Source organism: Aquicoccus porphyridii (assembly GCF_008369105.1).
GTDB lineage: Bacteria > Pseudomonadota > Alphaproteobacteria > Rhodobacterales > Rhodobacteraceae > Aquicoccus > Aquicoccus porphyridii.
On record NZ_VINQ01000002.1, the window covers coordinates 361,558 to 386,529 of the forward strand.

At 65.1% G+C, this 24,972-nt stretch carries 22 protein-coding genes; 17 read left to right on the plus strand and 5 right to left on the minus strand.

Translation table 11 applies throughout. The features are described from left to right. Positions 1-88: 88 nt before the first annotated feature. From FLO80_RS04810 to FLO80_RS04855, 10 genes are all read left to right on the plus strand, one after another. Complete coding sequence (locus tag FLO80_RS04810; protein ID WP_111363396.1) at positions 89-1,300, plus strand: TCR/Tet family MFS transporter; 1,212 nt, start codon at positions 89-91, stop codon at positions 1,298-1,300. An 80-nt stretch (positions 1,301-1,380) separates the two neighbouring features. Then, positions 1,381-2,463, plus strand: a complete 1,083-nt coding sequence (locus FLO80_RS04815; protein ID WP_111363394.1) for a Zn-dependent alcohol dehydrogenase — start codon at positions 1,381-1,383, stop codon at positions 2,461-2,463. Positions 2,464-2,537: 74 nt separating this feature from the next. After that, entirely contained in the window at positions 2,538-3,770 is a 1,233-nt protein-coding gene (locus FLO80_RS04820) for a mandelate racemase/muconate lactonizing enzyme family protein (RefSeq protein ID WP_111363392.1), read from the plus strand. Positions 3,771-3,868: 98 nt separating this feature from the next. After that, positions 3,869-4,186, plus strand: coding sequence for an ArsR/SmtB family transcription factor (locus FLO80_RS04825; protein ID WP_111363390.1), 318 nt, complete (start codon positions 3,869-3,871; stop codon positions 4,184-4,186). 131 nt (positions 4,187-4,317) lie between these two features. Next, positions 4,318-5,877, plus strand: a complete 1,560-nt coding sequence (locus tag FLO80_RS04830) for an AMP-binding protein (protein ID WP_111363388.1) — start codon at positions 4,318-4,320, stop codon at positions 5,875-5,877. A 118-nt stretch (positions 5,878-5,995) separates the two neighbouring features. After that, on the plus strand, positions 5,996-6,973 hold the full coding sequence (locus tag FLO80_RS04835) for a TRAP transporter substrate-binding protein (protein ID WP_111363386.1): 978 nt from the start codon (positions 5,996-5,998) through the stop codon (positions 6,971-6,973). A 6-nt stretch (positions 6,974-6,979) separates the two neighbouring features. Next, a complete protein-coding gene (locus tag FLO80_RS04840) occupies positions 6,980-7,492 on the plus strand; it encodes a TRAP transporter small permease subunit (protein WP_111363384.1) in 513 nt (170 codons plus the stop codon). Positions 7,493-7,498: 6 nt separating this feature from the next. Continuing rightward, on the plus strand, positions 7,499-8,773 hold the full coding sequence (locus FLO80_RS04845; protein ID WP_111363382.1) for a TRAP transporter large permease: 1,275 nt from the start codon (positions 7,499-7,501) through the stop codon (positions 8,771-8,773). Next, positions 8,752-9,648: an isocitrate lyase/PEP mutase family protein gene (locus FLO80_RS04850; protein WP_111363380.1), complete on the plus strand. Its 897-nt coding sequence runs from the start codon at positions 8,752-8,754 to the stop codon at positions 9,646-9,648. The genes FLO80_RS04845 and FLO80_RS04850 overlap by 22 nt, the downstream gene beginning before the upstream one ends. 408 nt (positions 9,649-10,056) lie before the next feature. Further along, positions 10,057-11,625, plus strand: coding sequence for a 2-isopropylmalate synthase (locus FLO80_RS04855; RefSeq protein WP_111363378.1), 1,569 nt, complete (start codon positions 10,057-10,059; stop codon positions 11,623-11,625). Between the two features lie 39 nt (positions 11,626-11,664). Here FLO80_RS04855 and FLO80_RS04860 read toward each other — a convergent pair whose 3' ends face one another. Continuing rightward, positions 11,665-12,711, minus strand: coding sequence for a rod shape-determining protein (locus FLO80_RS04860; RefSeq protein ID WP_111363376.1), 1,047 nt, complete (start codon positions 12,709-12,711; stop codon positions 11,665-11,667). A gap of 219 nt (positions 12,712-12,930) precedes the next feature. Between FLO80_RS04860 and FLO80_RS04865 the strand changes: the two genes are divergently transcribed. After that, positions 12,931-13,710 carry a 23S rRNA (adenine(2030)-N(6))-methyltransferase RlmJ gene (locus FLO80_RS04865; protein WP_111363374.1) on the plus strand — a complete coding sequence of 260 codons (780 nt, stop codon included), beginning with the start codon at positions 12,931-12,933 and terminating at the stop codon, positions 13,708-13,710. 529 nt (positions 13,711-14,239) lie between these two features. Continuing rightward, positions 14,240-15,505 carry an MFS transporter gene (locus tag FLO80_RS04870; RefSeq protein ID WP_111363372.1) on the plus strand — a complete coding sequence of 422 codons (1,266 nt, stop codon included), beginning with the start codon at positions 14,240-14,242 and terminating at the stop codon, positions 15,503-15,505. A 64-nt stretch (positions 15,506-15,569) separates the two neighbouring features. Here FLO80_RS04870 and FLO80_RS04875 read toward each other — a convergent pair whose 3' ends face one another. After that, complete coding sequence (locus FLO80_RS04875) at positions 15,570-16,448, minus strand: LysR family transcriptional regulator (protein ID WP_111363370.1); 879 nt, start codon at positions 16,446-16,448, stop codon at positions 15,570-15,572. Positions 16,449-16,528: 80 nt separating this feature from the next. Between FLO80_RS04875 and FLO80_RS04880 the strand changes: the two genes are divergently transcribed. The 5 genes from FLO80_RS04880 (at position 16,529) to rodA (ending at position 21,995) form a co-directional block, all read left to right on the plus strand. Further along, positions 16,529-17,281 (plus strand): NAD(P)H-dependent oxidoreductase, encoded by a 753-nt coding sequence (locus tag FLO80_RS04880; RefSeq protein WP_111363368.1) that lies wholly within the window; start codon positions 16,529-16,531, stop codon positions 17,279-17,281. 147 nt (positions 17,282-17,428) lie between these two features. Beyond that, positions 17,429-18,370, plus strand: coding sequence for a rod shape-determining protein MreC (gene mreC, locus FLO80_RS04885; RefSeq protein WP_111363366.1), 942 nt, complete (start codon positions 17,429-17,431; stop codon positions 18,368-18,370). Then, the gene (locus FLO80_RS04890; protein WP_111363364.1) at positions 18,363-18,902 is read left to right on the plus strand and encodes a rod shape-determining protein MreD; all 540 of its coding nucleotides are present in this window, start codon (positions 18,363-18,365) and stop codon (positions 18,900-18,902) included. Before mreC ends, FLO80_RS04890 begins: the two co-directional genes overlap by 8 nt. A 13-nt stretch (positions 18,903-18,915) precedes the next feature. Further along, positions 18,916-20,859 (plus strand): penicillin-binding protein 2, encoded by a 1,944-nt coding sequence (gene mrdA / locus FLO80_RS04895; protein WP_111363362.1) that lies wholly within the window; start codon positions 18,916-18,918, stop codon positions 20,857-20,859. After that, positions 20,856-21,995, plus strand: coding sequence for a rod shape-determining protein RodA (gene rodA, locus FLO80_RS04900; protein ID WP_111363360.1), 1,140 nt, complete (start codon positions 20,856-20,858; stop codon positions 21,993-21,995). The genes mrdA and rodA overlap by 4 nt, the downstream gene beginning before the upstream one ends. Before the next feature lie 256 nt (positions 21,996-22,251). On the opposite strand, the gene FLO80_RS04905 is transcribed toward rodA, so the two are convergent. From FLO80_RS04905 to FLO80_RS04915, 3 genes are all read right to left on the minus strand, one after another. Continuing rightward, positions 22,252-22,821, minus strand: coding sequence for a hypothetical protein (locus FLO80_RS04905; RefSeq protein ID WP_188078214.1), 570 nt, complete (start codon positions 22,819-22,821; stop codon positions 22,252-22,254). Next, complete coding sequence (locus FLO80_RS04910; protein ID WP_223145451.1) at positions 22,818-23,483, minus strand: SatD family protein; 666 nt, start codon at positions 23,481-23,483, stop codon at positions 22,818-22,820. Before FLO80_RS04910 ends, FLO80_RS04905 begins: the two co-directional genes overlap by 4 nt. Before the next feature lie 493 nt (positions 23,484-23,976). Further along, positions 23,977-24,969, minus strand: coding sequence for an adenosine kinase (locus FLO80_RS04915; RefSeq protein WP_111363354.1), 993 nt, complete (start codon positions 24,967-24,969; stop codon positions 23,977-23,979). Between the last annotated feature and the right edge of the window lie 3 nt (positions 24,970-24,972).

Sequence of the window (24,972 nt, forward strand, 5' to 3'; positions counted from 1 at the left end):
CTGCCCTTGGGTCACCCGCTCCACCCGCTTCCCCCGCCACGACAAAGCGCCTAGTCTGCGCCGGTTTCTCCAACCGTAACAGCCGCCCATGCCCCCCGCCCGCCTGCCCGTTCTCTTCATCGTCCTGACCGTGGTGATCGACGCCATGGGGATCGGCCTCATCATGCCGGTCATGCCCGCGCTCATAGCCGAGGTCGATGGCGCCACGATCGCGCAGGCCGCCGTTTGGGGTGGCGTGCTCTCGACCGCCTTCGCGGTGATGCAATTCCTCTTCGCCCCGCTGGTCGGCGCGTTGTCGGACCGGTTCGGGCGACGGCCGGTGCTGCTCACCTCGCTTTTGGTGATGGCCGCCGATTACGTGGTCATGGCGCTGGCGGGCTCGATCTGGCTCCTGCTTGCAGGCCGGCTGATCGGCGGGATCACGGCAGCGACCCATTCCACCGCCAACGCCTACATGGCCGACATCTCCGAGCCGCATGAGAAAGCCGCCCGTTTCGGCCTTGTCGGCGCGGGCTTCGGGATCGGTTTCGTGCTTGGGCCGGTGCTGGGCGGTCTGCTGGCCGAATACGGCACCCGCGCCCCGTTCTGGGCAGCGGGCGCGCTGGCACTGGCCAATGCCGGGCTGGGCGCGCTGGTGTTGCGCGAAACCGTCACCGACGCGATCCGCCGCCCGTTCCGCTGGTCACGCGCCAACCCGTTCGGCGCTTTCCGTTCGATCACCGCCTTTCCCGGCCTCCGGCCGATCCTCGCGGTCTATTTCCTCTACCAGGTGGCGAGCATGGTCTATCCCGCGATCTGGGCCTATTTCACCACCCTGCGCTTTGGCTGGACCGAGGCCACGATCGGCCTGTCGCTTGGCATCTACGGGTTGTTCTTCGGGCTGGTGCAGGGCTTTGGCGTGCGCCCCGCCATGGCGCGGCTGGGCTATCGCGGCACGGTGATCTTCGCGCTCTGGGTCGAGCTCTGCGCGCTGATCGTCACCGCCTTCGTCCCGTCCGGAACCCTGCTTCTGTTCCTGATTCCCATCGTCGCCCTGGGCGCCGTGGGCCTGCCCGCGCTGCAGGGCGCGATGTCACAGGCGGTGGCCGACGATGCGCAGGGCGAATTGCAGGGCGTGCTGACCTCGGCCAATTCCGTGGCGATGATCATCGCCCCGCTCGCCATGACCCAGAGTTTCGCCGCCTTCACCCGCGAGGGTGCCGCGCTCTACCTGCCCGGCGCGCCATTCCTTCTCGCCGCCATGCTGATGGCGCTTTGCCTCGTGCTCTTTTTGCGCAGTTCCGTTTCGTCAGAACGTTGAAGCCGCTCCGATTGGCACTTGCCGCGCGCTCTTCGCGGGGCCACTCTCGCCCAAAGACCAACAGGGAGGCCCAGGAACCAATGACCGCCATCAAAGCCGCCGTATGCCACGAATTCGGCCAACCCCTCACCATCGAAACGGTCGAGCTTCGCGCCCCCGAAATGGGCGAAGTCGAGGTCGCGCTCGAGGCCGTGGCGATCTGCCATTCCGACATTTCCTTTGCCGAAGGCGCATGGGGCGGCACGCTTCCAGCCGTTTATGGCCACGAAGCCGCGGGCAAGGTTTCGACCGTGGGCGCGGGTGTGCGCGATGTCAACGTGGGCGACGATGTTCTCGTGACGCTGATCCGCGCCTGCGGCACCTGCCCGTCCTGCGCGGGCGGCAAACCGACGATCTGCGAAACCCCCTATAACGGCGATCGCGGGCCGCTCGCCATGCCCGACGGCTCGACCCTGCACCAGGCCATGGCCTGCGGTGCCTTTGCCGAAAAGGTCGTCGTCGATCAAAGCCAGATCGCGAAACTGCCCGCCGACATGAAAAAGGACGTGGCCTGCCTGCTGTCCTGCGGGGTCATCACCGGCGTCGGCGCGGTGGTGAACGCCGCCGGGTTCAAGGCCGGGCAGGACGCGGTGGTGATCGGCGCTGGCGGCGTCGGGCTCAACGCCATCCAGGGCGCGCGCATCGCCGGGGCAAGGCGCATCGTCGCCGTCGACATGAGCGAGGAAAAACTCGCCGACGCGATGGAATTCGGTGCCACCGACGGGGTGCTGGCCACCGATCCCAAACCCTGGCGCGCGGCGATGAAGGCGATGGGGCGCGGCGCGGATGCGGTATTCGTCACCGTCGGTGCGATCCCCGCCTATGACGTGGCGCCGCGCTATCTCGCCCGGGGCGGCAAGGTGGTGATGATCGGCATGCCCCACTCCTCCGAGGTATCGACCTATTCACCGGTGGTCATGGCCGCCGTGGGCCAGGGCATGGTCGGCTCGAAAATGGGCGACGTGGTGATCCGCCGCGACATCCCGTGGATGATCGACCTCTACCAGCAGGGGCGGCTGAAACTCGACGAATTGATCTCGAACCGCTGGCAACTCAACCAGATCAACGAGGCGATCGCCGACACCAAATCCGGCAGCGCCCGGCGCAACGTGATCCTGTTCTGACGCGGACGGGGTTGTTTTCCCCGACCCGCCCGGGCGAAGTTGCGGCAAATCTCGCACCTGACGGAGCCACGCCCATGAAACTTGCCGATCTCGACATCATCGTCACCGCCCCGCCCGCGCCGGGCTGGGGCGGGCGCTACTGGATTCTCGTCAAGCTGACCACCGACACGGGCATCACCGGCTGGGGCGAATGCTATGCCGCCTCGGTCGGCCCCGAGGTGATGCGCGCCGTCATTTCGGACGTCTTCACCCGCCACATGGCAGGCGAAAACCCCGAAAACATCGAGCTGATGTTCCGCCGCGCCTATTCCTCGGGTTTCACCCAACGCCCCGATCTCACCGTGATGGGCGCCTTTTCCGGGCTCGAAATCGCCTGTTGGGATATCCTCGGCAAACACCGCGACCGCCCGGTTCACGCCCTGATCGGCGGGCGCATGAACGACCGCATCCGCGCCTATACCTATCTCTACCCGCTGCCCGATCAGGATCTTGAAACCTTCTGGACCGATCCCGACGCCGCCGCGATCAGCGCCGCGGACGCTGTCGCGCGCGGCTATACGGCGGTGAAATTCGACCCCGCAGGGCCCTACACGATGCGCGGCGGCCACATGCCCGCGATGTCCGACATCTCGACCTCTGTGGCCTTCTGCAAGGCCATTCGCGAGGCGGTGGGCGATCGCGCCGACCTCTTGTTCGGCACGCATGGGCAATTCACCACCGCGGGCGCGATCCGGCTGGGCCAGGCAATCGAACCCTATTCCCCGCTCTGGTTCGAGGAACCCACACCCCCCGATCATATCGAGGATATGGCCCGCGTCGCGCGCCAGGTCCGCATCCCCGTCGCCACCGGTGAGCGGATGACGACAAAGTCCGAATTCGCCGCCGTGCTGCGCGCCGGGGCGGCCGAGATCCTGCAACCGGCGCTGGGCCGCGCGGGCGGCATCTGGGAAATGAAGAAAACCGCCGCCATCGCCGAGGTGTTCAACGCCCAGATCGCCCCGCATCTCTATGCCGGCCCCGTCGAATGGGCCGCCAATATCCACCTCGCCGCGTCGATCCCCAACATCCTCTTGCTGGAAACCATCGAAACCGATTTCCACCGCGACCTGATCGGCGGCACGATTTCGGTCGAGAACGGCTTCGTCACGCCCCCTTCCGCCCCCGGTCTCGGGATCGAGGTGAACGAAGACCTGGCCCGCGCCCATCCCTATACCGGTGACGGTTTGCATCTCCAGATGCAGGATGCGCCTTGCGATTATGCAAATGGCAACAATTTCCAGGGCGGGGCGCCGGTCAAGGGCCTGTAAATCTCGCCTTTGCCACCTACATATGCTAAACACCGCATGAATGAACAGTGAGGAGCATCAGCTTGGACGCCAAGCCCCCCCCGGCACCGCCCAGCGAAATGGCCCGCAGCGCGGCAAGCGCCGCCGCCTATCTCAAGACGCTCGCCCACGAGGGTCGGCTCATGATCCTGTGCCATCTCGGCTCGGGCGAGAAATCGGTGGGCGAGCTGGAAGAGCTGCTCGATATCCGTCAGGCCGCGGTGAGCCAGATGCTCGCCCGCCTGCGCGAGGAACAACTCGTCAAGACCCGGCGCGACGGCAAGACCGTCTATTACAGCCTCGCCGATGAAAGCACCTACGAGGTGATTTCCCTGCTCTACCGCCTGTTCTGCGCCCCCGGCGACACCCGGCCCGGCGATCCGGTTCCCTGCGGCTGAGATACGCCACCCGGCATCGCAGCGACCTGACCCTACGTCACCCTCCAACCCCCGCGAGCCGGGCAAGAGAAACATCTTGGCCTGCACCGTGGCCCGTGTAATCTCGCCGAAAAATACGGGAGGAGATTACAATGACCATCTACAAAAGCCGGTTCCCCGATGTGGCGCTGAGCGACAAGACCATCACCCAGCGCGTGTTCGAGGGCATCGACCCCGAGGCGACCATCCTGATCGACGGCCCCACGGGGCGCGCGATGACCGGGGCGCAGTTCGTCGGCGGGGTGAAATCGCTGGCCGGCGGGCTCACGGCGCGCGGGTATGGCGCGGGCAAGGTGGTGGCGCTGATGGCGCCCAACATTCCCGAATATTGCGTGGTCTTTCACGCCAGCGCATGGGCCGGCGGCACCGTGACCACGATCAACCCCACCTATACCGCGCATGAGGTCAACCATCAGCTCACCGATGCCGCCGCCGATGTGCTTGTCACCATCGCCATGTTCGCCGACACCGCCCGCGCGGCGATCAAGGGCACCGGAATCAAGGAAATCGTCATCATCGGCGACGCCCCCGAGGGCATGGTCCCGCTCGCCGAGTTGATGGGCGCCCCGATGGCCGAACAGGCCCCGGTCGACGTCGCCGAGCATGTTGTCGCCCTGCCCTATTCCAGCGGCACGACCGGCCTGCCCAAGGGGGTGATGCTCACCCATCAGAACCTTGTCGTGAACATCGACCAATCGCTGGCCCCCGCCGACGTGCAACCGGGCGAGTTGACCGTCGCCTTCCTGCCGTTCTTTCACATCTACGGGCTCGAAGTGCTGATGAACATCTATCTCGCCGCCGGTGGCGGGCTCGTCACCATGCCGCGCTTCGATCTCGAAATGTATCTCAAGCTGGTCGAACAATACAAAACCCCGCGCCTCTGGATCGTGCCCCCGGTTGCGCTGGCGCTGGCCAAACATCCGCTGGTCGATCAATTCGATCTCGGTCATGTCGAGCAGGTCAATTCCGCCGCTGCCCCCCTCGGCGCCGATGTCGCCCAGGCGATGGGCGACCGGCTCGGCACCAACGCAACGCAAGGCTACGGCATGACCGAGCTTTCGCCGGTCAGCCACATCTCACCCCAGGGCCAGTGCAAACCCGGTGCCTCGGGCGTGTCGATCTCCAACACCGAATGCCGCATCGTGAACCCCGAAACGCTCGAAGATGTGAAACCGGGCGAGGACGGAGAGCTTTGGGTGCGCGGCCCGCAGGTGATGAAGGGCTATCTCAACAACGACAAGGCCACGTCTGAGACCATCGTCGAGGGCGGCTGGCTCAGGACCGGCGACATCGCTCATTTCGACGCGGACGGATACCTCTTCATCACCGACCGCTTGAAGGAACTCATCAAATACAAGGGTTTCCAAGTCGCCCCGGCCGAGCTTGAGGCCGAGCTTGTCACCCATCCCGCGATTGCCGACGCCGCCGTGATCGGCGTGCCCGACGATGACGCGGGCGAATTGCCCATGGCCTTCGTCGTCGCCGCACCGGGGGCCGAGCCGCCCACGCTCGACGTCGTGAAGGACTATCTCGAAACCCGGCTCGCGCATTACAAACAGGTGCGCCTCATGGAAGTGGTCGACGAGGTTCCCAAATCCGCCAGCGGCAAGATCCTGCGCCGTCTCCTGCGCGACCGCGTCGCTGCGGGCTGACCGCCCCACCACGGCTTGCGGGTTGACACCACGGGCAGGAACGCCATTCTGCGTCCAATCGCCGCGCGGTGGAGCGCGGCGAAAAGATCAAGAACAGAACCACCGGAGGAGGAAATCCATGAGACATCTGCTGGGCGGTCTTGCCGCCGCTGCCATGCTGGCCGTCACGCCGGTCATGGCCGACACCACGCTGCGCATCACGCTGCAACTGCCACTCAAAAGCCATCTCGGCCAGAATCTCCTGATGTTCAAGGAAGAGGTCGAAGCCAAATCCGACATGAAGATCGAGATCTATGACAGCGCCCAGCTCTACCGCGACAACGAAGTGCCCCAGGCCGTGGGCGCGGGCGAGATCGAGATGGGCGTCGCCTCGCTCACCCGCTATGTCGGCGAAATCCCGGCGGTCGATATCTTCTACATGCCCTTCGTGCTCAACACCGAGGAAAAGGTGCGCGCCGCCGTCGCCCCCGACTCGCCCGTACGCGGGCCGATCGACGACGCGATCCGCGACACCGGCTCGCATGTGCTCTGGTGGCAGGCCTATGGCGGCTCGGTCCTTCTGAGCAAGGGCGAACCGCTGCGCGGCCCCGAGGACATGGCGGGCAAGAAGGCCCGCGTCTTCGGCAAATGGCTGGGTGAATGGGTCAACGTCCTGGGCGGCGCCCCGACGCTGATCTCCGGCTCCGAACAGTTCCTCGCCTACCAGCGCGGCACCGTCGATATCGGCATGACCGGCGTCTCGGGCGTCGTCTCGCGCAAGCTGTGGGAGGTGATGGACACGATCACCGCCGTCAACAACGCCGATATCGAGTTCATCGTCGTGATCAACGAAGACGTGTGGGAAGGCTTGAGCGACGAACAGCGCAACATCCTGACCACCGCGGCCCGCAACGCCGAAACGTCGGTGCGCGACTACATGTCGGAATTCGAAGCCAATGCCTTCAAGGAGGCCGAGGCCAACGGCATGACCGTTCACTTCCCCACGGACGAGGAAATTGCCGCATGGCGCGAGGCCTCTGCCCCGGTGATCGAGGCATGGCTCGCCGAATCCGGCGAACTGGGCCAACAGCTTCTCGATGCGGCCGAAAGCTTCTGATCGTCCATGCAGGCGTTTGCATCCCTGATTGATCGCATCGCCGATCATCTGGCCCAGCTTTGCGGCTGGGCCTATTTCACCATCGGGCTGATGCTGGGCTTCGAGGTGATCGCGCGCTATTTCTTCAACGCGCCCACGATCTGGGCCGAGGAACTGTCGCGGCTGCTGTTCATCTTCGCGACCCTGCTCGCCGCCCCCGCGCTCCTGCGCCATAACGGGCATATCCGCGTCACCGCGCTCACCGTCCTGATGGGCCCCGGTGCACAACGGCTGATGCGGCTCCTGGCGCTTGGCTTCGTGGTCGCGTTCTGCTGCGTGATGGTGTGGTATGGCAAGGACGCGCCGCTCAATTCCTTCCTGCGCGGGCGCTCGTCGGGGTCGATGCTCGACATTCCCGCATGGTGGTCGCAATCCGCCGTGCCGCTGGCCTTTGCCCTGCTGGGGCTACAGGCCGTGATCGAATTCATCCGCTGCGCGCTCGGCGCGCCGCTACCCCCTGACGCACATGCACCGGAATAGGCCCTCGTGACCGTTCTCCTGATCCTGATCGCACTTTTCGTGCTTCTGCTCGTCGGCGTGCCGGTGGCCTTTGCCCTTGGCGGCCTCGGCATCGGCCTGCTGATCATCGGCGATTTCGCCCCGCGCATCGCCTCGACCGCGCTCCTGTCCTCGCTCGACAGTTTCATCCTGATCGCGGTGCCGCTGTTCCTCTTGATGTCCAACATCCTGTTGCGCGGCGGCGTCGGGCGCGATCTCTTCGCGGCGGTGCAGGCTTGGGTCGGCCACTGGCCCGGCGGGCTGGCCGTGGCGACGGTGATCTCCTGCGGGCTGTTTTCGGCCATTTCCGGCTCGTCCGTGGCCACCGCCGGCACCATCGGCGCGGTCGCCATCCCCGAGATGACCAAGCGCGGCTATCCGCGCCCCTTCGTCTTCGGGCTGCTGGCGGCGGGCGGCACGCTCGGTATCCTCATTCCCCCCTCGATCATCCTCATCGTCTATGGCGTGATCACCGAATCCTCGATCCTCGGCCTCTTCATGGCCGGGATCGGGCCGGGGCTTCTGCTGATGACTCTCTTCATCGGCTATTCGATGCTCTACGCGCGCTTTTCCTCGCAATATCGCCCCATGCCAAAGGCAAGCTGGGGCGAACGCCGCTCCACCGCGCTCCGGGCGCTGCCCACCATGGCGCTGGCCGCCTTGGTCATCACGGGCATCTATGCCGGCTGGTTCACCCCGACCGAAGCCTCCGCCATCGGCTTTCTCGGCGCACTCTTCCTCACCTTCGTGCTGCTGCGCAGCCTCGATCTCGCCGGGCTGCGACAGGCGGTGATGGACGGGCTGCGGGCCTCGGCGGCAATCCTGCTGATCGTGGCGGGCGCCAAGATCTTCGGCAAGGCGATCGCGCTCTGGCGCATTCCCCAGGATGTCTCGACCTTCATCAGCTCCAACATCGACACGATCGGGCTGTTCATCGTCGCCGTGGGCATCGCGCTCCTGGTCATGGGCCTCTTCATGGAGGCGCTTTCGATGATGCTGATCATGATGCCGGTGCTGGCCGGGGCCGTCACGGCGCTTGGGATCGACCCGATCTGGTTCGGCATCTTCTTCGTGCTGATGGTCGAATGCGCGCTGATCACCCCGCCGGTGGGGCTCAATCTCTACGTGATCCAGGCCATCGGCCGCGCCAGCCTCGGCGAAGTCGCACGCGGCGCCGCACCCTTTGTCGCGCTGATGCTCGCCACCGTTTTCATCATCTACTGGGTCGAGGATATCGTTCTATGGCTGCCACGGGTTCTGTAACCCCCGACACCGCCGCCGCCCGCCTTCGGGCCCGGCTTGAAACCGGCCGCCTGCTGGTCACGCCCTCCTGTGGCGACGCGCTCTCGGCGCGACTGATCGAAGAGGCCGGGTTCGACGCGATGTTCATGTCCGGTTTCGCGGTCTCGGCACACCGGATCGGCGCGCCCGATACCGGCCTCATCTCCTATGGCGAGATGCGCGACACGGTGCGCGACATCTGCGCCGCCACCCGCCTGCCGGTGCTGGCCGATGGCGATACCGGCTATGGCAACGCGATGAACGTGCGCCGCACCGTGGCGGGCTATGCCCGCGCGGGCGCCGCCGCTGTGATGATCGAGGATCAGCTTGCCCCCAAACGCTGTGGCCACACCAAGGGCAAGCTGGTGGTCGACCGCGCCGAAGCGGTGGACCGCATCCGCGCCGCCGACGACGCCCGCCGCGACGGCGGCCACGACATCCTGATCATCGCCCGCACCGACGCACGCCACGGCCACGGGCTCGACGAGGCGCTGACCAGGGCGGCGGCGTTCCACGACGCGGGCGCCGACATCCTTTTCGTCGAGGCCCCGCATGACGAGGCCGAGATGCGCCGCATCTGCACCGAGCTTCCGGGCTGGAAAATGGCCAACATGGTCGAGGGCGGCGCCACCCCGATCCTGCCGCCCGACGCACTCACCGAGATCGGCTATCACCACGCCGCCTATCCGCTCACCCTGATGTCGGCGGCGATGCGTGCCATGCAGGACGCGCTCAAGGCCCTGCGCGACGGTCGCCCGCCCGAGGGCCTCATGTCGTTTGCGGACCTGCGCCGGCTGGTCGGCTTCGACGCCTATTACGAGACCGAATCGCGCTACGCCGACCGCCGCCCCGATTAGCGTGCGTTGCATCACCAGAGGGCAGCGCCCGCCCATGGGGCGGGGCGGGCGCTGCCCGGGCCGCCAAGCGCCCCGGGCGGCGTGAATTCGATCGAGGGCAACATGCTAGCGTTTCGCGCCTGATCACCTGTCACCAACCGGACCAGCGCCGCCGCCACCCGAGAGTGTCCCGATCCCCAACCGGGTCAAAAAACATGCAGATCGGCACTTTTCATTCGCGATTCATCCCGTATAGTCCGACATCATGATGACTCGGGGCCATATCACCGCTGCCGCACGCGATCCGCGTGCCGCTTCGCTTGCCCTGATCCTTCTCCTTAGCCGCCTCTGAGCGTGCCTTCCGGCGCGACCGCTCAGAGGATGGTTTTCGCGCCCGAACGCTAAGGAAAAACGAAAGAGACCCATAAAATGACCGATATGATCCCTCAAGACCGCGTCTTGATCTTCGACACGACTCTGCGCGACGGCGAACAAAGCCCCGGCGCCACCATGACCCATGACGAGAAGCTCGAAATCGCCGAGATGCTCGACGACATGGGCGTCGATATCATCGAGGCCGGTTTCCCCATTGCCTCCGAAGGCGATTTCCGCGCCGTGAGCGAGATCGCCAAACGCTCGAAGAACGCCGTGATCTGCGGCCTCGCCCGCGCCAATCTCAAGGATATCGACCGTAGCTGGGAGGCCGTGAAACACAGCAAGCGCCCGCGGATTCATACCTTCATCGGCACCTCACCCCTGCATCGCCAGATCCCCAACCTCACCATGGACGAAATGGCCGAGCGCATCCATGACACCGTGACCCATGCGCGCAATCTCTGCGACAACGTGCAATGGTCGCCGATGGATGCCACCCGCACCGAATGGGATTACCTCAAGCGTGTTGTCGAAATCGCGATCAAGGCGGGCGCCAGCACGATCAACATCCCCGACACCGTCGGCTATACCGCCCCCGAGGAAAGCGCCGATCTGATCCGCCGCCTGATCGCCGAGGTGCCCGGCGCCGACGCGATCATCTTTGCCACCCATTGCCACAACGATCTGGGGCTGGCCACGGCCAACAGCCTCGCCGCCGTCGCGGGCGGCGCCCGCCAGATCGAATGCACGATCAACGGGTTGGGCGAACGCGCCGGCAACACCGCCCTCGAAGAGGTGGTGATGGCGCTCAGAACCCGCCACGACATCATGCCTTGGTCGACCGAGGTCGATACCACCAAGATCATGGCGATCTCGCGCCGCGTCGCCACCGTCTCGGGCTTCCCGGTGCAGTTCAACAAGGCGATCGTGGGCAAGAACGCCTTCGCCCATGAATCCGGCATCCACCAGGACGGCATGCTCAAGAACCGCGAGAATTTCGAGATCATGCGCCCCGAGGATATCGGCCTCGCCGAATCCTCGCTGCCGCTGGGCAAACACTCGGGCCGCGCCGCGCTGCGCGACAAGCTCAAGAACCTCGGTTTCGACCTGGCCGACAATCAGCTCAAGGACGTGTTCGTCCGCTTCAAGGAGCTGGCCGACCGCAAGAAAGAGGTGTTCGACGACGACATCATCGCCCTCATGCGGATCAGCGAAGACGCCGCGCATGACCGGCTGCAACTCAAGTCGCTGGCGGTGGCCTGCGGCACCGGTGGCCCCGCCGAGGCAACCATCGTGATGGAGATCGACGGCGAGGAAAAGACCGCCACCATGCAGGGCGACGGCCCGGTCGACGCCAGCTTCAAGGCGGTGCGCGCATTGCACGCATCGGATTCGCAGCTCCAGCTCTACCAGGTCCACGCCGTGACCGAAGGCACCGATGCCCAGGCCACCGTGTCGGTCCGGCTCGAGGAAGGCGGCAACATCGCCACCGGCCAATCCGCCGACACCGATACCGTGGTGGCCAGCGTCAAGGCCTATATCCACGCCCTCAACCGCCTGCTGGTGCGGCGCGGCAAGCTCGGGCAGGATATCAAGGAAATCAACTACCGCGACATGGGGTAGACAGGGCGCGGGGCGCAGGCAATCGGCCGCGTCCCCGCCTCAACTGTCGTAATCAATCGCGTGGCGAAGCTGCTTTTCGAACTCGAGCGCCTTTCCGGTGCCCAGCGCCACGCAGTTGAGACTGTCATCGGCAATCGACACCGCCAGCCCGGTCTGTTCGCGCAGCGACAGGTCGAGATCGCCCAGAAGCGCCCCGCCCCCGGTCAACATCACGCCGCGATCCACGATATCGGCGGCAAGGTCGGGCGGGGTGCTTTCCAGCGCGGTCATCACCGCTTCACAGATCTGCTGAACCGGCTCGGACAGCGCCTCGGCCACCTGGGCCTGGCTGATCTCGGTTTCCTTGGGCACGCCGGTCAGCAGGTCGCGACCGCGAATCTGCATCGAACTGCCGCGCCCGTCATCGGGCATGCGCGCCGTGCCGATCGAGGTCTTGATGCGCTCGGCGGTGGATTCGCCGACCAGAATGTTCTGCTGGCGGCGCAGGTAGTTGATGATCGCCTCGTCCATGCGGTCGCCACCAACCCGCACCGAGCGGGCATAGACGATATCGCCAAGGCTCAGCACCGCCACCTCGGTCGTGCCGCCGCCGATATCGACGACCATGTTGCCGGTCGGATCGGTGATCGGCATGCCCGCCCCGATCGCCGCCGCGATGGGTTCGGCGATAAGCCCCGCGCGCCGCGCCCCGGCGGCCAGCACGGAGCTTCGGATCGCGCGCTTCTCGACCGGCGTGGCCCCGTGGGGCACGCAGACGATGATCTTGGGCTTGTAAAAGGTCGAGCGCTTGTGAACCTTGCGGATGAAATGCTTGATCATCTCTTCGGCGGTGTCGAAATCGGCGATCACGCCTTCGCGCATCGGCCGGATCGCCTCGATCGAACCGGGGGTGCGCCCCAGCATCATCTTGGCGTCCTCGCCCACCGCCAGCACCTTCTTGACCCCATCCTTGACATGATAGGCCACGACCGACGGCTCGCTCAGGATCACCCCGCGTCCCTTGACATAAACCAGCGTATTGGCGGTGCCGAGGTCGATGGCCATGTCGGAAGCGAAAAGGCTGGGCATTTTATCGAAGATCGACATGAGCGTGGGGCACCCCGTTGATTAACTAAAATTGGCCCGCGACTCGGCTGAGCACGCGGGCCCCTTTGTATAGGCGCGCAAGCCCTGTTCCGAAAGGGGGGATTGCGGGTGCCTCGGCATGAAACTGCCGCCCGTCGCTTTCCAACCGCGATTGCGCGCACACCTCTATCGGGATAAGCCCCGAACGAGGCCCATCATGGCCGCAAAACGGGGGCGCGGATGCTGTCCTATCAGCACATTTATCACGCCGGCAACATGGCCGATCTGCACAAGCACGCGCTGCTGGCGACCATGCTGACCCGCATGACCGCCAAGCCAAAACCGATGAGCTATGTCGAAACCCATGCCGGTCGCGGCCTTTATGACCTGAACGCCCCCGAGGCGCTCAGGACCGGCGAGGCGCAATCCGGCATCACCCGGGCCTTGGGCGCGGGATGGTTCGGCACAGATCACCCGCTGATGCAGGCGCTGGAACTGGTGCGCGCCGAGGCCGGGCCCGGCGCCTATCCCGGCTCGCCGCGGATCGCGGCCGCGCTCCTGCGCCCGGGCGACACGATGCACCTGGCCGAATTGCACCCGGGCGAACACGCCGCGCTGGTCGCCGCGATGCGCGGCACGGGCGCGCGGGTCTACCCACAGGACGGGTTCACGATGGCGCATTCCATCTGCCCGCCCGTCCCGCGCCGCGGGCTGATGCTGGTCGACCCGTCCTGGGAGGTGAAAAGCGACTACCAAACCATCCCGCCGGCGATCGCGAAACTGCACCGCAAATGGAACGTGGGCGTGATCGCGCTCTGGTATCCGATCCTGCGCGACAACCGGCATCGGGCAATGCTCGACCGGCTCGACTCAGGTTTCCCCGACGCGCTGCGCTCCGAAATATCCTTCCCCCCCGCCCGGGCCGGGCACGGCATGGTCGGATCGGGCATGTTCATCCTCAACCCGCCCTGGGGACTGGCGGAAGAGGCGGCACGGCTCAAGCACGTGTTCGGTGGGTAGGCGGACGAAGCAGACGTTGAAGTTGACTGCCGAAGCACTAAGCTTTCGGCAGTGATTTAAGGGGGGCTAGTAGATGATCAGAAAGATATCTTCCTTGGTTTCTCTCGGGCTCGCATTCGCTTTTGGGTACTTGTACTACGTCGAGTATTTCAAATGGCGCAATTGTTTCAATGAGCTCAGCCGGTGCTTCGACGATGACGCCGGTGTCGTATATTTAGAGCAATCAGGGGTCGTATGGCTCTTACTCGCTGTGCTGGCTCTTGGAGTAGGCCTCTACAATGCATGGCATCTGAGCAAACCCTGAACGGTAATCCGGGCTCGAACCAGCCATACCTCATCGAACCAACAGAGCCTGTCGGTTCGCAAGGTGACCGTGGGTCCAACCGGTCGTGGTCACGACCTGCCCACCGCCAGCCGGGACGCAATGTCGTGAACAGCCGCGCATGCGGCGTTGCAGCGAAGGCGGCGTCGCCCGCCACATGTGACACCCGGTTCAGGGAGCGGTATCCTCGGCGCGAAAGGACGTTTCATGATTCAGGTCTTGTCCGGGGTCTGGGCCCTTCTGCTGGGCATCGTGCTCATCATGCTGGGCAACGGCATGCATTTCACCCTGATCGGCCTGCGCGGCGGGATCGAGAACTTCTCGGCCGCGGAACTGGCCATCGTCACCTCGGGCTATTTCGTCGGTTTCCTGTCGGGCGCGCGCCTGACCCCGCTACTGATCCGGCGTGTCGGGCATGTGCGCGTCTTCGCGGCGCTGGGCAGTTTCATGTCGGCCGGGCTCATTGCCTTTCCGCTGCTGACCGAACCCTGGGCGTGGACAGTGCTTCGGGTGCTGATCGGGTTCTGCATGTCGGGCATCTTCGTCACCGCCGAAAGCTGGCTCAACCACGCGGCCAGCAACGAAACACGCGGCAAGGTGCTCTCGGCCTACATGATCGCGCAGACGCTCGGCATCGTCGGCGCACAGGGGCTGCTGACGCTGGGCGATGCGGGAACCTCGGTGCTCTTCATCGGGGCCTCGATCCTCGTGTCGATCTCCTTTGCGCCGATCCTCTTGTCGGCCACCCCGGTGCCCGCGGTCGAGGTCGCCCGCCCGATGCCCCTGCGCGCCCTCTTTTCCTACGCGCCACTCAGCACGGTGGGGATTTTCCTGCTGGGCAGCGTCTATGCCACCCAATCGGGCATGGGCGCCGTCTTCGGAAGCCAGATCGGGCTTTCGGCGGCGCAGATCGCGCTCTTCGTGGCGATGCTCTTTGCCGGGGCGCTGGTGCTGCAATACCCCATTGGCTGGCTCTCCGACCGGATGGACCGGCGCAAGCTGATCCTCGGCGCCGCCACGCTTGGCGCGGTCTGCTGTGCGCTGGGATGGACCTTCGGCGGCGGGTTGTGGGTGCTGATGGCCTCCGCCTTCCTGGCCGGGGGCGTCACCACGCCGCTTTACGCGCTGTTCCTCGCCTACACCAACGACTCGCTCGCAACCGAAGACATGCCCGCCGCGTCGGGTGGCCTCGTCTTCACCTTCGGGCTCGGGGCCATCGCCGGGCCGCTGATCACCGGTTGGGCGATGCAGATGCTGGGCCCCTTCGCCTTCTGGCTGGTTCTCGGCGCGACCTTCGGCGTCATCGTGCTCTATGCCCTCTACCGCATGACCCAGCGCGAGGGCACCCCGGTCGACGAAACCGAAAGCTACCTTGGCGTGCTGCCCACCGCCTCGCCCGTCACGGTGGAAGCGGCCGGTATCTGGGCCGCCGAACAGGCCGAGGCCGAACGCGACTCCGACGAACAACCCTGATCACGGACCGACGCCAGCGGGCCTGCCCCCCGCCGGAATGACACCAACGCAGGTGAAACAGGCGCTATGTTTTGGCCCGCTCGAGACGTTTGCCGATTCCGGATTGATCCGCGAGGAAATCAAGCGTTGCGCGGACTCGCGCCGTTCGTTGCAGATCGGGATGCACCAAAAGCCATAACGGCGTCTCGAGAGCTTCGATGTTGTCGCCATGTCGTGTGAAATCCGGCGTTTCACAAAGATAGGTCGGCAACACCGCCGCACCGGCACCCTTGGCCACCGCGCCATGCATCGCCATGAGCGAGTCGAGCCGCATGGCGCAACGCCGGTTCAGCCCCTCCTCACGCATGTAGACATCCAGCGCATCGTAAGGCATGGCGCCGGATGGTCCGATTATCGGAATTTCCTCGCGCGCGACCCCGAGGAATTCGGCCGAACTGTAAAGCGCCTGCCGGATGACCCCGAGCTTGCGTCCCTTGAGATACCCCGCGGGTTCCAACGCTGGCCGCAAGGCAATATCGGCATCTCTCCGGGCCAGGTCATGAACCGCGTTCGACAGTCGGATATCGAGTTCGATATCGGGATACGCCTCCCTGAACGCACGAAGAACCGGGGCGACGAGGCCCGCGAAAATCGTATCGGTCGTCGTCAGGACAACGACACCAAAGGGCCGCTGATCGCGCCCGCTGAGCCTGCGTTCCGTCTCGCGGCTGAGCACGCGCATGCGTCGCGCCGTGGCCAGCACCTCCTCGCCCGCCTCCGTTGCCTGGTAGCCCTGCCTGAACCGTTCGAAAAGGCGGACACCAAGGCGGCCCTCGATGGCATTCAGACGACGCATGAGCGTGGGGTGACTTTCCCGCGATGCCCGCGCCGCGGCGCTCAGCGACCCCGATTCAGCAATCAGAAGGACGGTCGAATAGTCGGACCACGCCATGCTTTCGTTCATAATTGAAACCTCCGACGTCAAATTTGTCCATTTTATCGCCAATTGTGAAGGGATAAATTCACCATCAACGGAGGTTAGCCATGCAGAGTCACATCATCCACGCCCACCCGAACCCCGCGTCGTTCAACGCGGCATTGACCGCGCAAGCCAGGCAAACACTGGAAAACGAAGGCGCCACGGTCACGATCTCGGACCTTTACCAAAGCGAATTCGATCCCGTCGAGCGGGGGCAGCACTATCCGTGCCGGCTCGATCCCACCGCCTTCTCGGCGCTTGCGGAACAGCGGCATGCCTGGCGAACGGATCGCATCCCCGACGACGTGGAACGGGAAATCCATGCGCTGGAAGCCGCGGATCTGCTGATCCTGCAATTTCCTCTCTGGTGGCATGGTGCACCGGCGATCCTGAAAGGCTGGTTCGACCGGGTCTTTCTCAGCGGCGGCCTCTACACAAGCCGCATGCGCTATGATGCCGGCTATTTCCGGGGGCGACGCGCGCTCCTCTCGGTGACGAGCGGCGCACCGCAAGCCGCCTTCGGTCCCGGCGCACGCGGCGGCGATCCCGAGGTCATGCTCTGGCCGTTGCAGTATTCGCTGCATTACCTGGGGTTCGAAGTTCTGCCGCCCTTCTGGAGTTTCGGGGTTCAGGGGCATGGCTACAGTTACGAGGATGCCGACAAGGCCAGGGCACGGTTGAGCGGCCGCCTGGATGCATGGGCGACACATCTGAAATCACTTGACGCGGCCAGGCCTCTTGCGTTTCCAGGCTGGGCAAACTGGGACGGCGATGGCCGCGCCTTGGCGCCCCCGACAGGCGACCCATCACACCCATGACAGCCCCTGCCACCATACCGTCTGCGCGAAGACGCGCCGCACGTTTCGCCCCGCGGCCCGGGAGGATGCGCGTCCCCGCCCTCCCGCACGCACAGGTGACCTTTTTCCCTCTCAACCCCGGCAACGCACCATGATATAGAACCCCCGATGATGCATGACCGCACCCAGACCGAGGATTTCACCGGCCCGCTCAAGCGGTTGCTGGCGGCGATCGTCGTGATCGCCCTGCTCGCCGTCTTCGTGCTCTGGCGAATCGATTCGCCGCGCGTCGAGCGATTCCGCGCGCAGGTGGTCGATCATGTCCTGCCCAACTTCGAATGGGCCATGGTCCCGGTCACCGCCAGCATCAACCTCCTGCGCGATTTCCAAAGCTACCAGGCCCTGCACGCCCAGAACCAGGAACTGAAACGCGAATTGCAGACGATGAAGAAATGGAAAGAGGCGGCGGTGCAGCTTTCCCAGGAAAACGCGCGCCTGCTCGATCTCAACAAGGTGCGGCTCGACCCGCGCCTGACCTTCATCACCGGGGTGGTGATGGCCGATTCCGGCTCGCCCTTCCGCCAGTCCGTCGTGCTCAATATCGGCTCGCGCGACGGCATTCTCGATGGCTGGGCCGCGATGGACGGGCTCGGCCTTGTCGGGCGCATCTCCGGCGTGGGGCGCTCCACCTCGCGGGTGATCCTTCTCACCGACCCGAGCAGCCGGGTTCCCGTCACCGTGCCCTCCTCGGGGCAGAACGGGCTCCTGGTGGGCGACAACACCCTTGCCCCGGCGCTCGATTTTCTCGAAAGCCCCGACATCGCGCGCCCCGGCGACCGGGTGGTGACCTCGGGCGACGGTGAGGTGCTCCCCGCCGGGCTCCTGGTGGGCGAGGTGGCGATCGACCCCGGCGGGCGGATGCGGGTGCGGCTCGCGGCCGATTACGAGCGGCTCGAATTCCTGCGGGTGCTGCGCCACCACGGGCAGGAACGCATCGTCGATCCGGGCCGGCTCATCCTGCCCGAAGCCTTGCCAGAAGCCCTGCCCGCACCCGATACGCCGCTTGAACTCGGCCAGGGCGATCAGGCACCGGAGGGTGGCGATGACTGAGATCACGCTCACCCGGCTGTGGCTCATGCGGGCCCTCTTTGCCAGCATCGTGCTGACGGTGCTGCTGTTCTGCCTGCTGCCGCTCAACACCGTGCCCCGGTTCTGGGCCGGGCCCGACCTCATCATGGGCTTTGCCTTTGCCTGGGTGCTGCGCCGCCCCGAATACGTGCCCTTGCCAATCGTCGCCGGGCTGCTGTTTCTGGCCGATCTCGTGCTGGGTCGCCCGCCCGGGCTTTACGCCGCGCTCACGCTCATCGCCTTCGAGAACCTGCGCGCCCGCGCGCCACGGTTGCGGGACATGCCCTTCACCATAGAATGGCTCAGCGTCAGCGCCGTGATCGTCGCCGTCATGCTGGGCTACCGGCTGCTTCTGGGCCTGTTTCTCGTCCCCGAAGCCTCGCCGGGGCTCTGGCTCATCCGGCTCCTTGCGACGCTGGCCAGCTATCCACTCATCGTCGCGCTCACCCGCTTCGGCTTTGGCCTGCGCAAGGCCCTGCTCGGCGAAGTCAACGCCCTCGGCCAGCGGCAATAAGGAGTCCAACGCAATGCGCCGCCCCTCACGCGAAACCGCCCAGAGCCAGCGCCGGATCACCCGGCGCGGCCTCGTGCTGGGCGGGCTGCAACTCGGCGTGCTGGGAACGCTTGGCTTCCGGATGCATTATCTTCAGGTCAAGGAGGCCGAGCAATACCGCTTCCTCGCCGAGGAAAATCGCATCAACATCGAGCTGATTCCGCCAACCCGGGGCCAGATTTTCGACCGCACCGGCCGGATCGTCGCACGCAACGTGCCCGCCTATCGCATCACCATGACCCGCAAGGATGCAGGCGACGTCGACTCCGTGCTGGCCCGGCTCGGGGCGCTGATCGACCTTGCGCCGGAAGACATCGCCACCGCGCTCGAGGAACTGCGCACCCGGCGCGGCGACACCCCCATCACCGTCGCCGACCGCGTCACCTGGGACGAGATCAGCCGCGTCGCCGCCAACGCCCCCGCCCTGCCCGGCGTCACCCCCGAAGTCGGGCTCAGCCGGACCTATCCGCTGGGCGCGGATTTCACCCATGTCGTGGGCTATGTCGGCCCGGTCTCCGATTACGATCTCGCACGGATCGACGCGCCCGACCGGCTCTTGCTGATGCCACGGTTCCAGATCGGCAAGACCGGCATCGAGGCCCGCGAAGAAGACCGCCTGCGCGGCAAGGCCGGCACCCGCCGGGTCGAGGTCAATGCCGCCGGGCGCGTCATGCGCGAACTCGACCGCCGCGAAGGCCAGCCCGGCACCGATCTGCAACTCGCCACCGATTACATGCTGCAGAACTACGTCCAGGCCCGGCTCGGTGAGGAAAGCGCCGCCGCCGTGGTGATCGACACCGAAACCGGCGACCTGCTCGCCATCGGCTCTTCGCCCGCCTTCGATCCGAACCTTTTTGTCAACGGCATCTCCAGCACCAATTACAACGCCCTCTTGCAGAACGATCACCGCCCGCTGGTCGCGAAATCGGTGCAGGGCGTCTATCCCCCCGGCTCGACCTTCAAGATGGTCGTCGCCCTCGCCGCGCTCGAATCCGAGATCATCACGCCCGAGGAAACGGTGCGCTGCCGCGGCTATATCGAAGTGGCCGACAACCGCTTTCACTGCTGGAAACGCGCCGGTCATGGCAACATGAACCTGCACACCGCCCTGCGCGAAAGCTGCGATGTCTATTTCTACGAACTGGCTCTCAAGACCGGGATCGAACGCATCTCGGCCATGGCGCGCAAACTCGGGCTCGGGCAACGCTATGACATCCCGATGTCCGGCGTGCATGCCGGCCTCGTGCCGACCCGCGAATGGAAACGCGCCGCGCGCGGCGCCGACTGGGTCATCGGCGACAGCGTCAACGCCGCGATCGGTCAGGGCTTCGTGCTGGCCTCGCCGCTGCAATTGGCGGTGATGACCGCCCGGATCGCCACCGGGCGCCGCATCACCCCGCGTCTGATCAAGTCGATCGACGGCGTCGAACAGCCCAGCGGCCACGGCGAACCGCTCGATATCAACGAGAACAACCTGCGGGCCATCCGCCGGGGCATGTTCTCGGTCTCCAACAACAACCGCGGCACCGCCTTTTCCTCGCGAATCCTCGCCGATGAATTCCGCATGTCCGGCAAGACCGGCACCAGCCAGGTGCGCCGCATCACCCCGGCCGAACGCCGCGCCGGCGTCACCCGCAACGAAGACCTGCCATGGAACCGCCGCGACCACGCGCTCTTCGTGAACTTCGCCCCCCATGACCTGCCCCGCATCGCCGTCTCGGTGGTGGTCGAACATGGCGGCGGCGGCTCGGCCACGGCGGCCCCCATCGCCCGCGACATCACCCTTCAGGCGCTCTACGGGGACGACCCGCCGCTTTCGGCCTACCCGGCCAAGGATCGCGCCCGCATCAGCTCCCAGCAGGAAAAGCTGCGCGACCTGCGACCGCCCGCCCGTGACGACAGGCCGACCCGCGCATGAGCTATCTCGAACATACCGTCAAATACACGCCCAGCGGCCCGCGCAAGGTGTTCTACCTCAACTGGCCGATCGCGGTGCTGCTCGCATCGGTGGCCGCGATCGGGTTCCTGATGCTCTACTCGGTCGCGGGCGGCACCTTGCAGCCCTGGGCCGAACCCCAGATGAAGCGCTTTGCCGCGGGCTTCGTGCTGATGCTCGGCATCGCGATGATGCCGCTCTATTTCTGGCGCAACGTGGCGCTCGTGGCCTATCTCGGCACGGTCGCGCTCCTCGCCCTCGTCGCGGTGATGGGCGAGATCGGCATGGGCGCACAACGCTGGATCGACCTTGGCTTCATCCGGCTGCAACCCTCGGAGCTGATGAAGATCACCCTCGTGATGCTGCTCGCCGCCTATTACGACTGGCTGCCGCTCTCCAAGGTCTCGCACCCGCTCTGGGTCGCGCTGCCGGCGGCGATGATCCTCCTGCCCACGCTCATGGTGCTGGGCCAGCCCGACCTTGGCACCGCGATCCTGCTCCTCGCGGGGGGCGGCGCGATGATGTTTCTCGCCGGGGTCCACTGGGCCTATTTCGCCGCCGTGATCGCCGCGGGTGTGGGCATGGTGACGACGGTCCTGCAATCGCGCGGCACCGACTGGCAGTTGCTCAACAATTACCAGTTCCGCCGCATCGACACCTTTCTCGACCCGTCGGCCGATCCGCTCGGCGCGGGCTATCACATCACCCAGTCCAAGATCGCGCTCGGCTCGGGCGGCTGGGCCGGGCGCGGCTTCATGCAGGGCACTCAAAGCCAGCTCAACTTCCTGCCCGAGAAACATACCGATTTCATCTTCACCACCCTGGCCGAGGAATTCGGCTTCATCGGCGCGATCTCGCTCTTGGGTCTCTACGCGCTGATCATCTTCTTCTGCGTGGTCTCGGCCCTGTCGAACCCCAACCGCTTTGCCGCGCTCCTGACCCTCGGAATCGCCGCCACCTTCTTTCTCTACTTCGCCGCCAACATGGCGATGGTGACCGGCCTCATCCCGGTCGTCGGCGTGCCCCTGCCACTGGTAAGCTACGGCGGCTCGGCGATGATCGTGCTGATGGCCGGTTTCGGCCTCGTGCAATCGGCCCATGTCCACAAGCCACGCTAGCGCGTGTTGCATTGAACCGGATGGCCGACGCCAATTGAGAGGGCAACACAAGGCCGCGGTTGGATGCTCACCACGTCAGCGCAGCGCGATTTATCCCGCAACGTCATCCCCCGCCGAAATAACGCGCGCCCTATCAAAAGCACCCGGTCACGCCAGAGGCATGCCTCCGGCACGACGGGGCGGCTTCGGCCGAGGGAACAAAACGATCGTTATTGGCTTGGCGACGAAACCAACATGCATCCCATCGAGCAAGGACTCAGTCCGTAGACAGATGCTCGTCCTGTTGCTCTCCGATTGCCTCGGGAGCACAGAAGATTGCCTGGCCCACGCAATCAATCCCGCCGTTATGCGGCGCTCTTAATTCTGCGGAGTTAGGGACCGTACACATGTCGTTACAGGTGCTGGTAGATTGCTCTACGGTTCCGATAATGCCCGCGATATGTGATCGAATATTGGACCCAAAATGTTGATCATAGGCAATCCATGCGCCCGTCGTGAGCACGGCCCAAAGAAGGCTGAAAAGCGAACCAACCAGGAAGTATTCGGCAAATCTTTGGTCGTCTAGTTCCTTGAAGCGGGCAACTGTCTTGAGCGCGATGACAGCGGCGAGCACTTCCCAACTTTGGGTCAGGATGCCAACCGCCAGAACGATGCGCTCAAGCCAACCGATAATCCATCCGGCAGGTTGAACGTCGCTCGTGGTATCCGATGTCTCACTTTTGAGGCCAGCACCCGAGAACAGCATGCGGCAGGCCACGTTGCCGATTCCGGTGAGGAGCACGAGCGCGACGATTGTATAAGCAATCCCATGTATTAGATCCGTCATCCCAGGCCTTCTTTCTTGTCAAGCCAGGCGAGAGCCTCAGATATCGCGTTCCATTGCATGGCATAAGCATCATAGCTTCCGGAGCCGCGCACTTTGTAGATGCTGTGCACCGAGACATTTCGGCGTCGAGCAAGTTCGGCGGGAGTCGATCCGCTCATGAGCCCCGAAATGTCTTCGCGCTGTTGATCTGTCCAGCCACGTTCGATCGCGCTGAGACCGGCACCCAGTGCGTCAAGCACCACTTCCATGACAGACTCTTCTGGCAGCGAAAAACGATAGTACTGGTCCGCTTTTTTCTGGTTCAGCTTGTTTCGTGCCTTTGCAAGCCCCGGTCCCATCATGTTCCAGGCTTTGTCGGGATTGATCGGGGTCTTGATTTCAACCAGACCGACCACAAAGCGGCAATCAATTTTATCAGCCAGCAATTGAAACCGTAAGTCTCGCGCTATCATCGCGGCCTGGGCGAGAGTCCGGGCAATACCCTGGAACTCATCTCCAAGCGTGATTGTCATCGGTGACAGAAAAGCGTTTGCATGTGCAATGTTCTGGTCATCAATCGCTTTGTTGAAGCGCTCGTGAAGCAGATCAAGAGGCAGCGAGCTCTCGCTCCGCACGAGATCTCCCATGATCACCCCTGAACGTCGTCCCTGTTTACCTTCCATGAGGTCCTTTTACCCATGTAACCATATATGGGTCAATATCCCTTGTGACCCGTTTGTGGTTACAATTCTTGGGGATTGACGCCAAAAGCTGGAAACCCACCCATGCGCGACGCGACATCTTCTTCCGCATTGAAGCGTAAAAGCGGCCGACCCCGTCCCGTCTCGCGCATTTCCACCACCCGGACCACCCCGCGCGGCACCCGCGGCGACGGACCGAAATGCCCACCCGAAAAGCAACCATTCACGCCGGGCAAAGCCGGGGGCGCTCTCCCCGGCGCGCGGTGCATTAACTGAATCCCGGGTTAATTTCGCTGCAATGCGGCGGTGTACGCCCGGCAGCCGCGGCGCAGCCGCGAGTCACCCCCCGGATTTCGCCGCGGCGCAGCGCGGTTAACCACGCGGGACGGTGCCCCGACCCGGCACCCCGACAACACGACACCCACCTTGCGCCCCCGGAGCGGCGGTAGCGCTCCGGGCCGATCTCGGGTTCGGCTCAGGCAGCCGGAAGGGCGATGGCGCGGGCCGCAGCGCCGTCGCGCGCGCCGTAATGACCGAGCACGCTGGCCGCCAGCCGCGCGCCCATGGCCCCGGCGCGCTCCACCGGCAGCCCCTGGGCCAGCCCGGCGAGGAAGCCGCTGGCATAGGCGTCGCCCGCGCCGGTGGTGTCGACCACCTGCGCGACGGGTGTCGCTGGCACGTGGTGCCGGCCATCCGCATCGGCCACCCAGGAGCCCTTCTCGTGCTCGGTGACCGCGGCGACGGCGACCTTGGACATGGCCCAGTCCAGCGCCGCCTCGGCGCCGTCGCACCCTGCCAGCGCGCCGATCTCGGCATGATTACCGATCAGGACGTCGACATAGCGCGAGACCGTGTTGCGCATCACCCCGATGTTTCGCTCCACGCACCCCGCATCCGACGGCGTCATCGCCACGGTGGCCCCGGCAGCCTTGGCCACCTGGGCCAGCGTTTCGATCACCGCCGCGCCATGCGGCGCGTCCCAGATATAGCCCTCGATGAAGAGGATGTCGAAATCCTCCGGCAGCGCCGCGCGCGCCTCGAACGGCATCAGCGTGGTCGCGGCGCCAAGGTAGGTGCTCATCGTGCGTTCCCCGTCAGGGGTGACAAGGACCACGCAGCGCCCGGTCCCGTGATCGTCGTTCCGGGCGACCGCGACTGGCGCGGCCAGGTCGAGCCCCACCATCTCCTGGCGGAAGGTCTCTCCAAGATCGTCATCGGCAACCTTGCCGATATAGGTGCCCCGCACCGGCGTTTCGGCCAGGTGCGCGATGGTGTTGGCGACCGAGCCGCCGGACTGGCGCACGCCCGGTCCGACATCATCGAACAGGGCATGGGCCGCCTCGGCCTCGATCAGGTGCATCCCGCCCGGCGTCAGCCCGTGGCGGATGACCACCTCGGGCGGCACGGCGGCGACGACATCGACCAGGGCATTGCCCAGGCCCACGATATGCGGTGTGCGTTTGCTCATCCT

Bases quoted from the DNA above. Each gene is read 5' to 3' on its own strand.
- FLO80_RS04850 (WP_111363380.1), top strand. From the start codon at position 8,752: ATGGCTGCCACGGGTTCTGTAACCCCCGACACCGCCGCCGCCCGCCTT.
- FLO80_RS04830 (WP_111363388.1), top strand. From the start codon at position 4,318: ATGACCATCTACAAAAGCCGGTTCCCCGATGTGGCGCTGAGCGACAAG.
- FLO80_RS04860 (WP_111363376.1), bottom strand. From the start codon at position 12,711: ATGTCGATCTTCGATAAAATGCCCAGCCTTTTCGCTTCCGACATGGCC.
- mrdA (WP_111363362.1), top strand. From the start codon at position 18,916: ATGCGCCGCCCCTCACGCGAAACCGCCCAGAGCCAGCGCCGGATCACC.
- FLO80_RS04880 (WP_111363368.1), top strand. From the start codon at position 16,529: ATGCAGAGTCACATCATCCACGCCCACCCGAACCCCGCGTCGTTCAAC.
- FLO80_RS04910 (WP_223145451.1), bottom strand. From the start codon at position 23,483: ATGGAAGGTAAACAGGGACGACGTTCAGGGGTGATCATGGGAGATCTC.
- FLO80_RS04875 (WP_111363370.1), bottom strand. From the start codon at position 16,448: ATGAACGAAAGCATGGCGTGGTCCGACTATTCGACCGTCCTTCTGATT.
- FLO80_RS04815 (WP_111363394.1), top strand. From the start codon at position 1,381: ATGACCGCCATCAAAGCCGCCGTATGCCACGAATTCGGCCAACCCCTC.
- FLO80_RS04840 (WP_111363384.1), top strand. From the start codon at position 6,980: ATGCAGGCGTTTGCATCCCTGATTGATCGCATCGCCGATCATCTGGCC.
- FLO80_RS04870 (WP_111363372.1), top strand. From the start codon at position 14,240: ATGATTCAGGTCTTGTCCGGGGTCTGGGCCCTTCTGCTGGGCATCGTG.
- FLO80_RS04855 (WP_111363378.1), top strand. From the start codon at position 10,057: ATGACCGATATGATCCCTCAAGACCGCGTCTTGATCTTCGACACGACT.
- rodA (WP_111363360.1), top strand. From the start codon at position 20,856: ATGAGCTATCTCGAACATACCGTCAAATACACGCCCAGCGGCCCGCGC.
- FLO80_RS04890 (WP_111363364.1), top strand. From the start codon at position 18,363: ATGACTGAGATCACGCTCACCCGGCTGTGGCTCATGCGGGCCCTCTTT.
- mreC (WP_111363366.1), top strand. From the start codon at position 17,429: ATGATGCATGACCGCACCCAGACCGAGGATTTCACCGGCCCGCTCAAG.
- FLO80_RS04825 (WP_111363390.1), top strand. From the start codon at position 3,869: ATGGCCCGCAGCGCGGCAAGCGCCGCCGCCTATCTCAAGACGCTCGCC.
- FLO80_RS04865 (WP_111363374.1), top strand. From the start codon at position 12,931: ATGCTGTCCTATCAGCACATTTATCACGCCGGCAACATGGCCGATCTG.
- FLO80_RS04820 (WP_111363392.1), top strand. From the start codon at position 2,538: ATGAAACTTGCCGATCTCGACATCATCGTCACCGCCCCGCCCGCGCCG.
- FLO80_RS04810 (WP_111363396.1), top strand. From the start codon at position 89: ATGCCCCCCGCCCGCCTGCCCGTTCTCTTCATCGTCCTGACCGTGGTG.
- FLO80_RS04835 (WP_111363386.1), top strand. From the start codon at position 5,996: ATGAGACATCTGCTGGGCGGTCTTGCCGCCGCTGCCATGCTGGCCGTC.
- FLO80_RS04915 (WP_111363354.1), bottom strand. From the start codon at position 24,969: ATGAGCAAACGCACACCGCATATCGTGGGCCTGGGCAATGCCCTGGTC.
- FLO80_RS04905 (WP_188078214.1), bottom strand. From the start codon at position 22,821: ATGACGGATCTAATACATGGGATTGCTTATACAATCGTCGCGCTCGTG.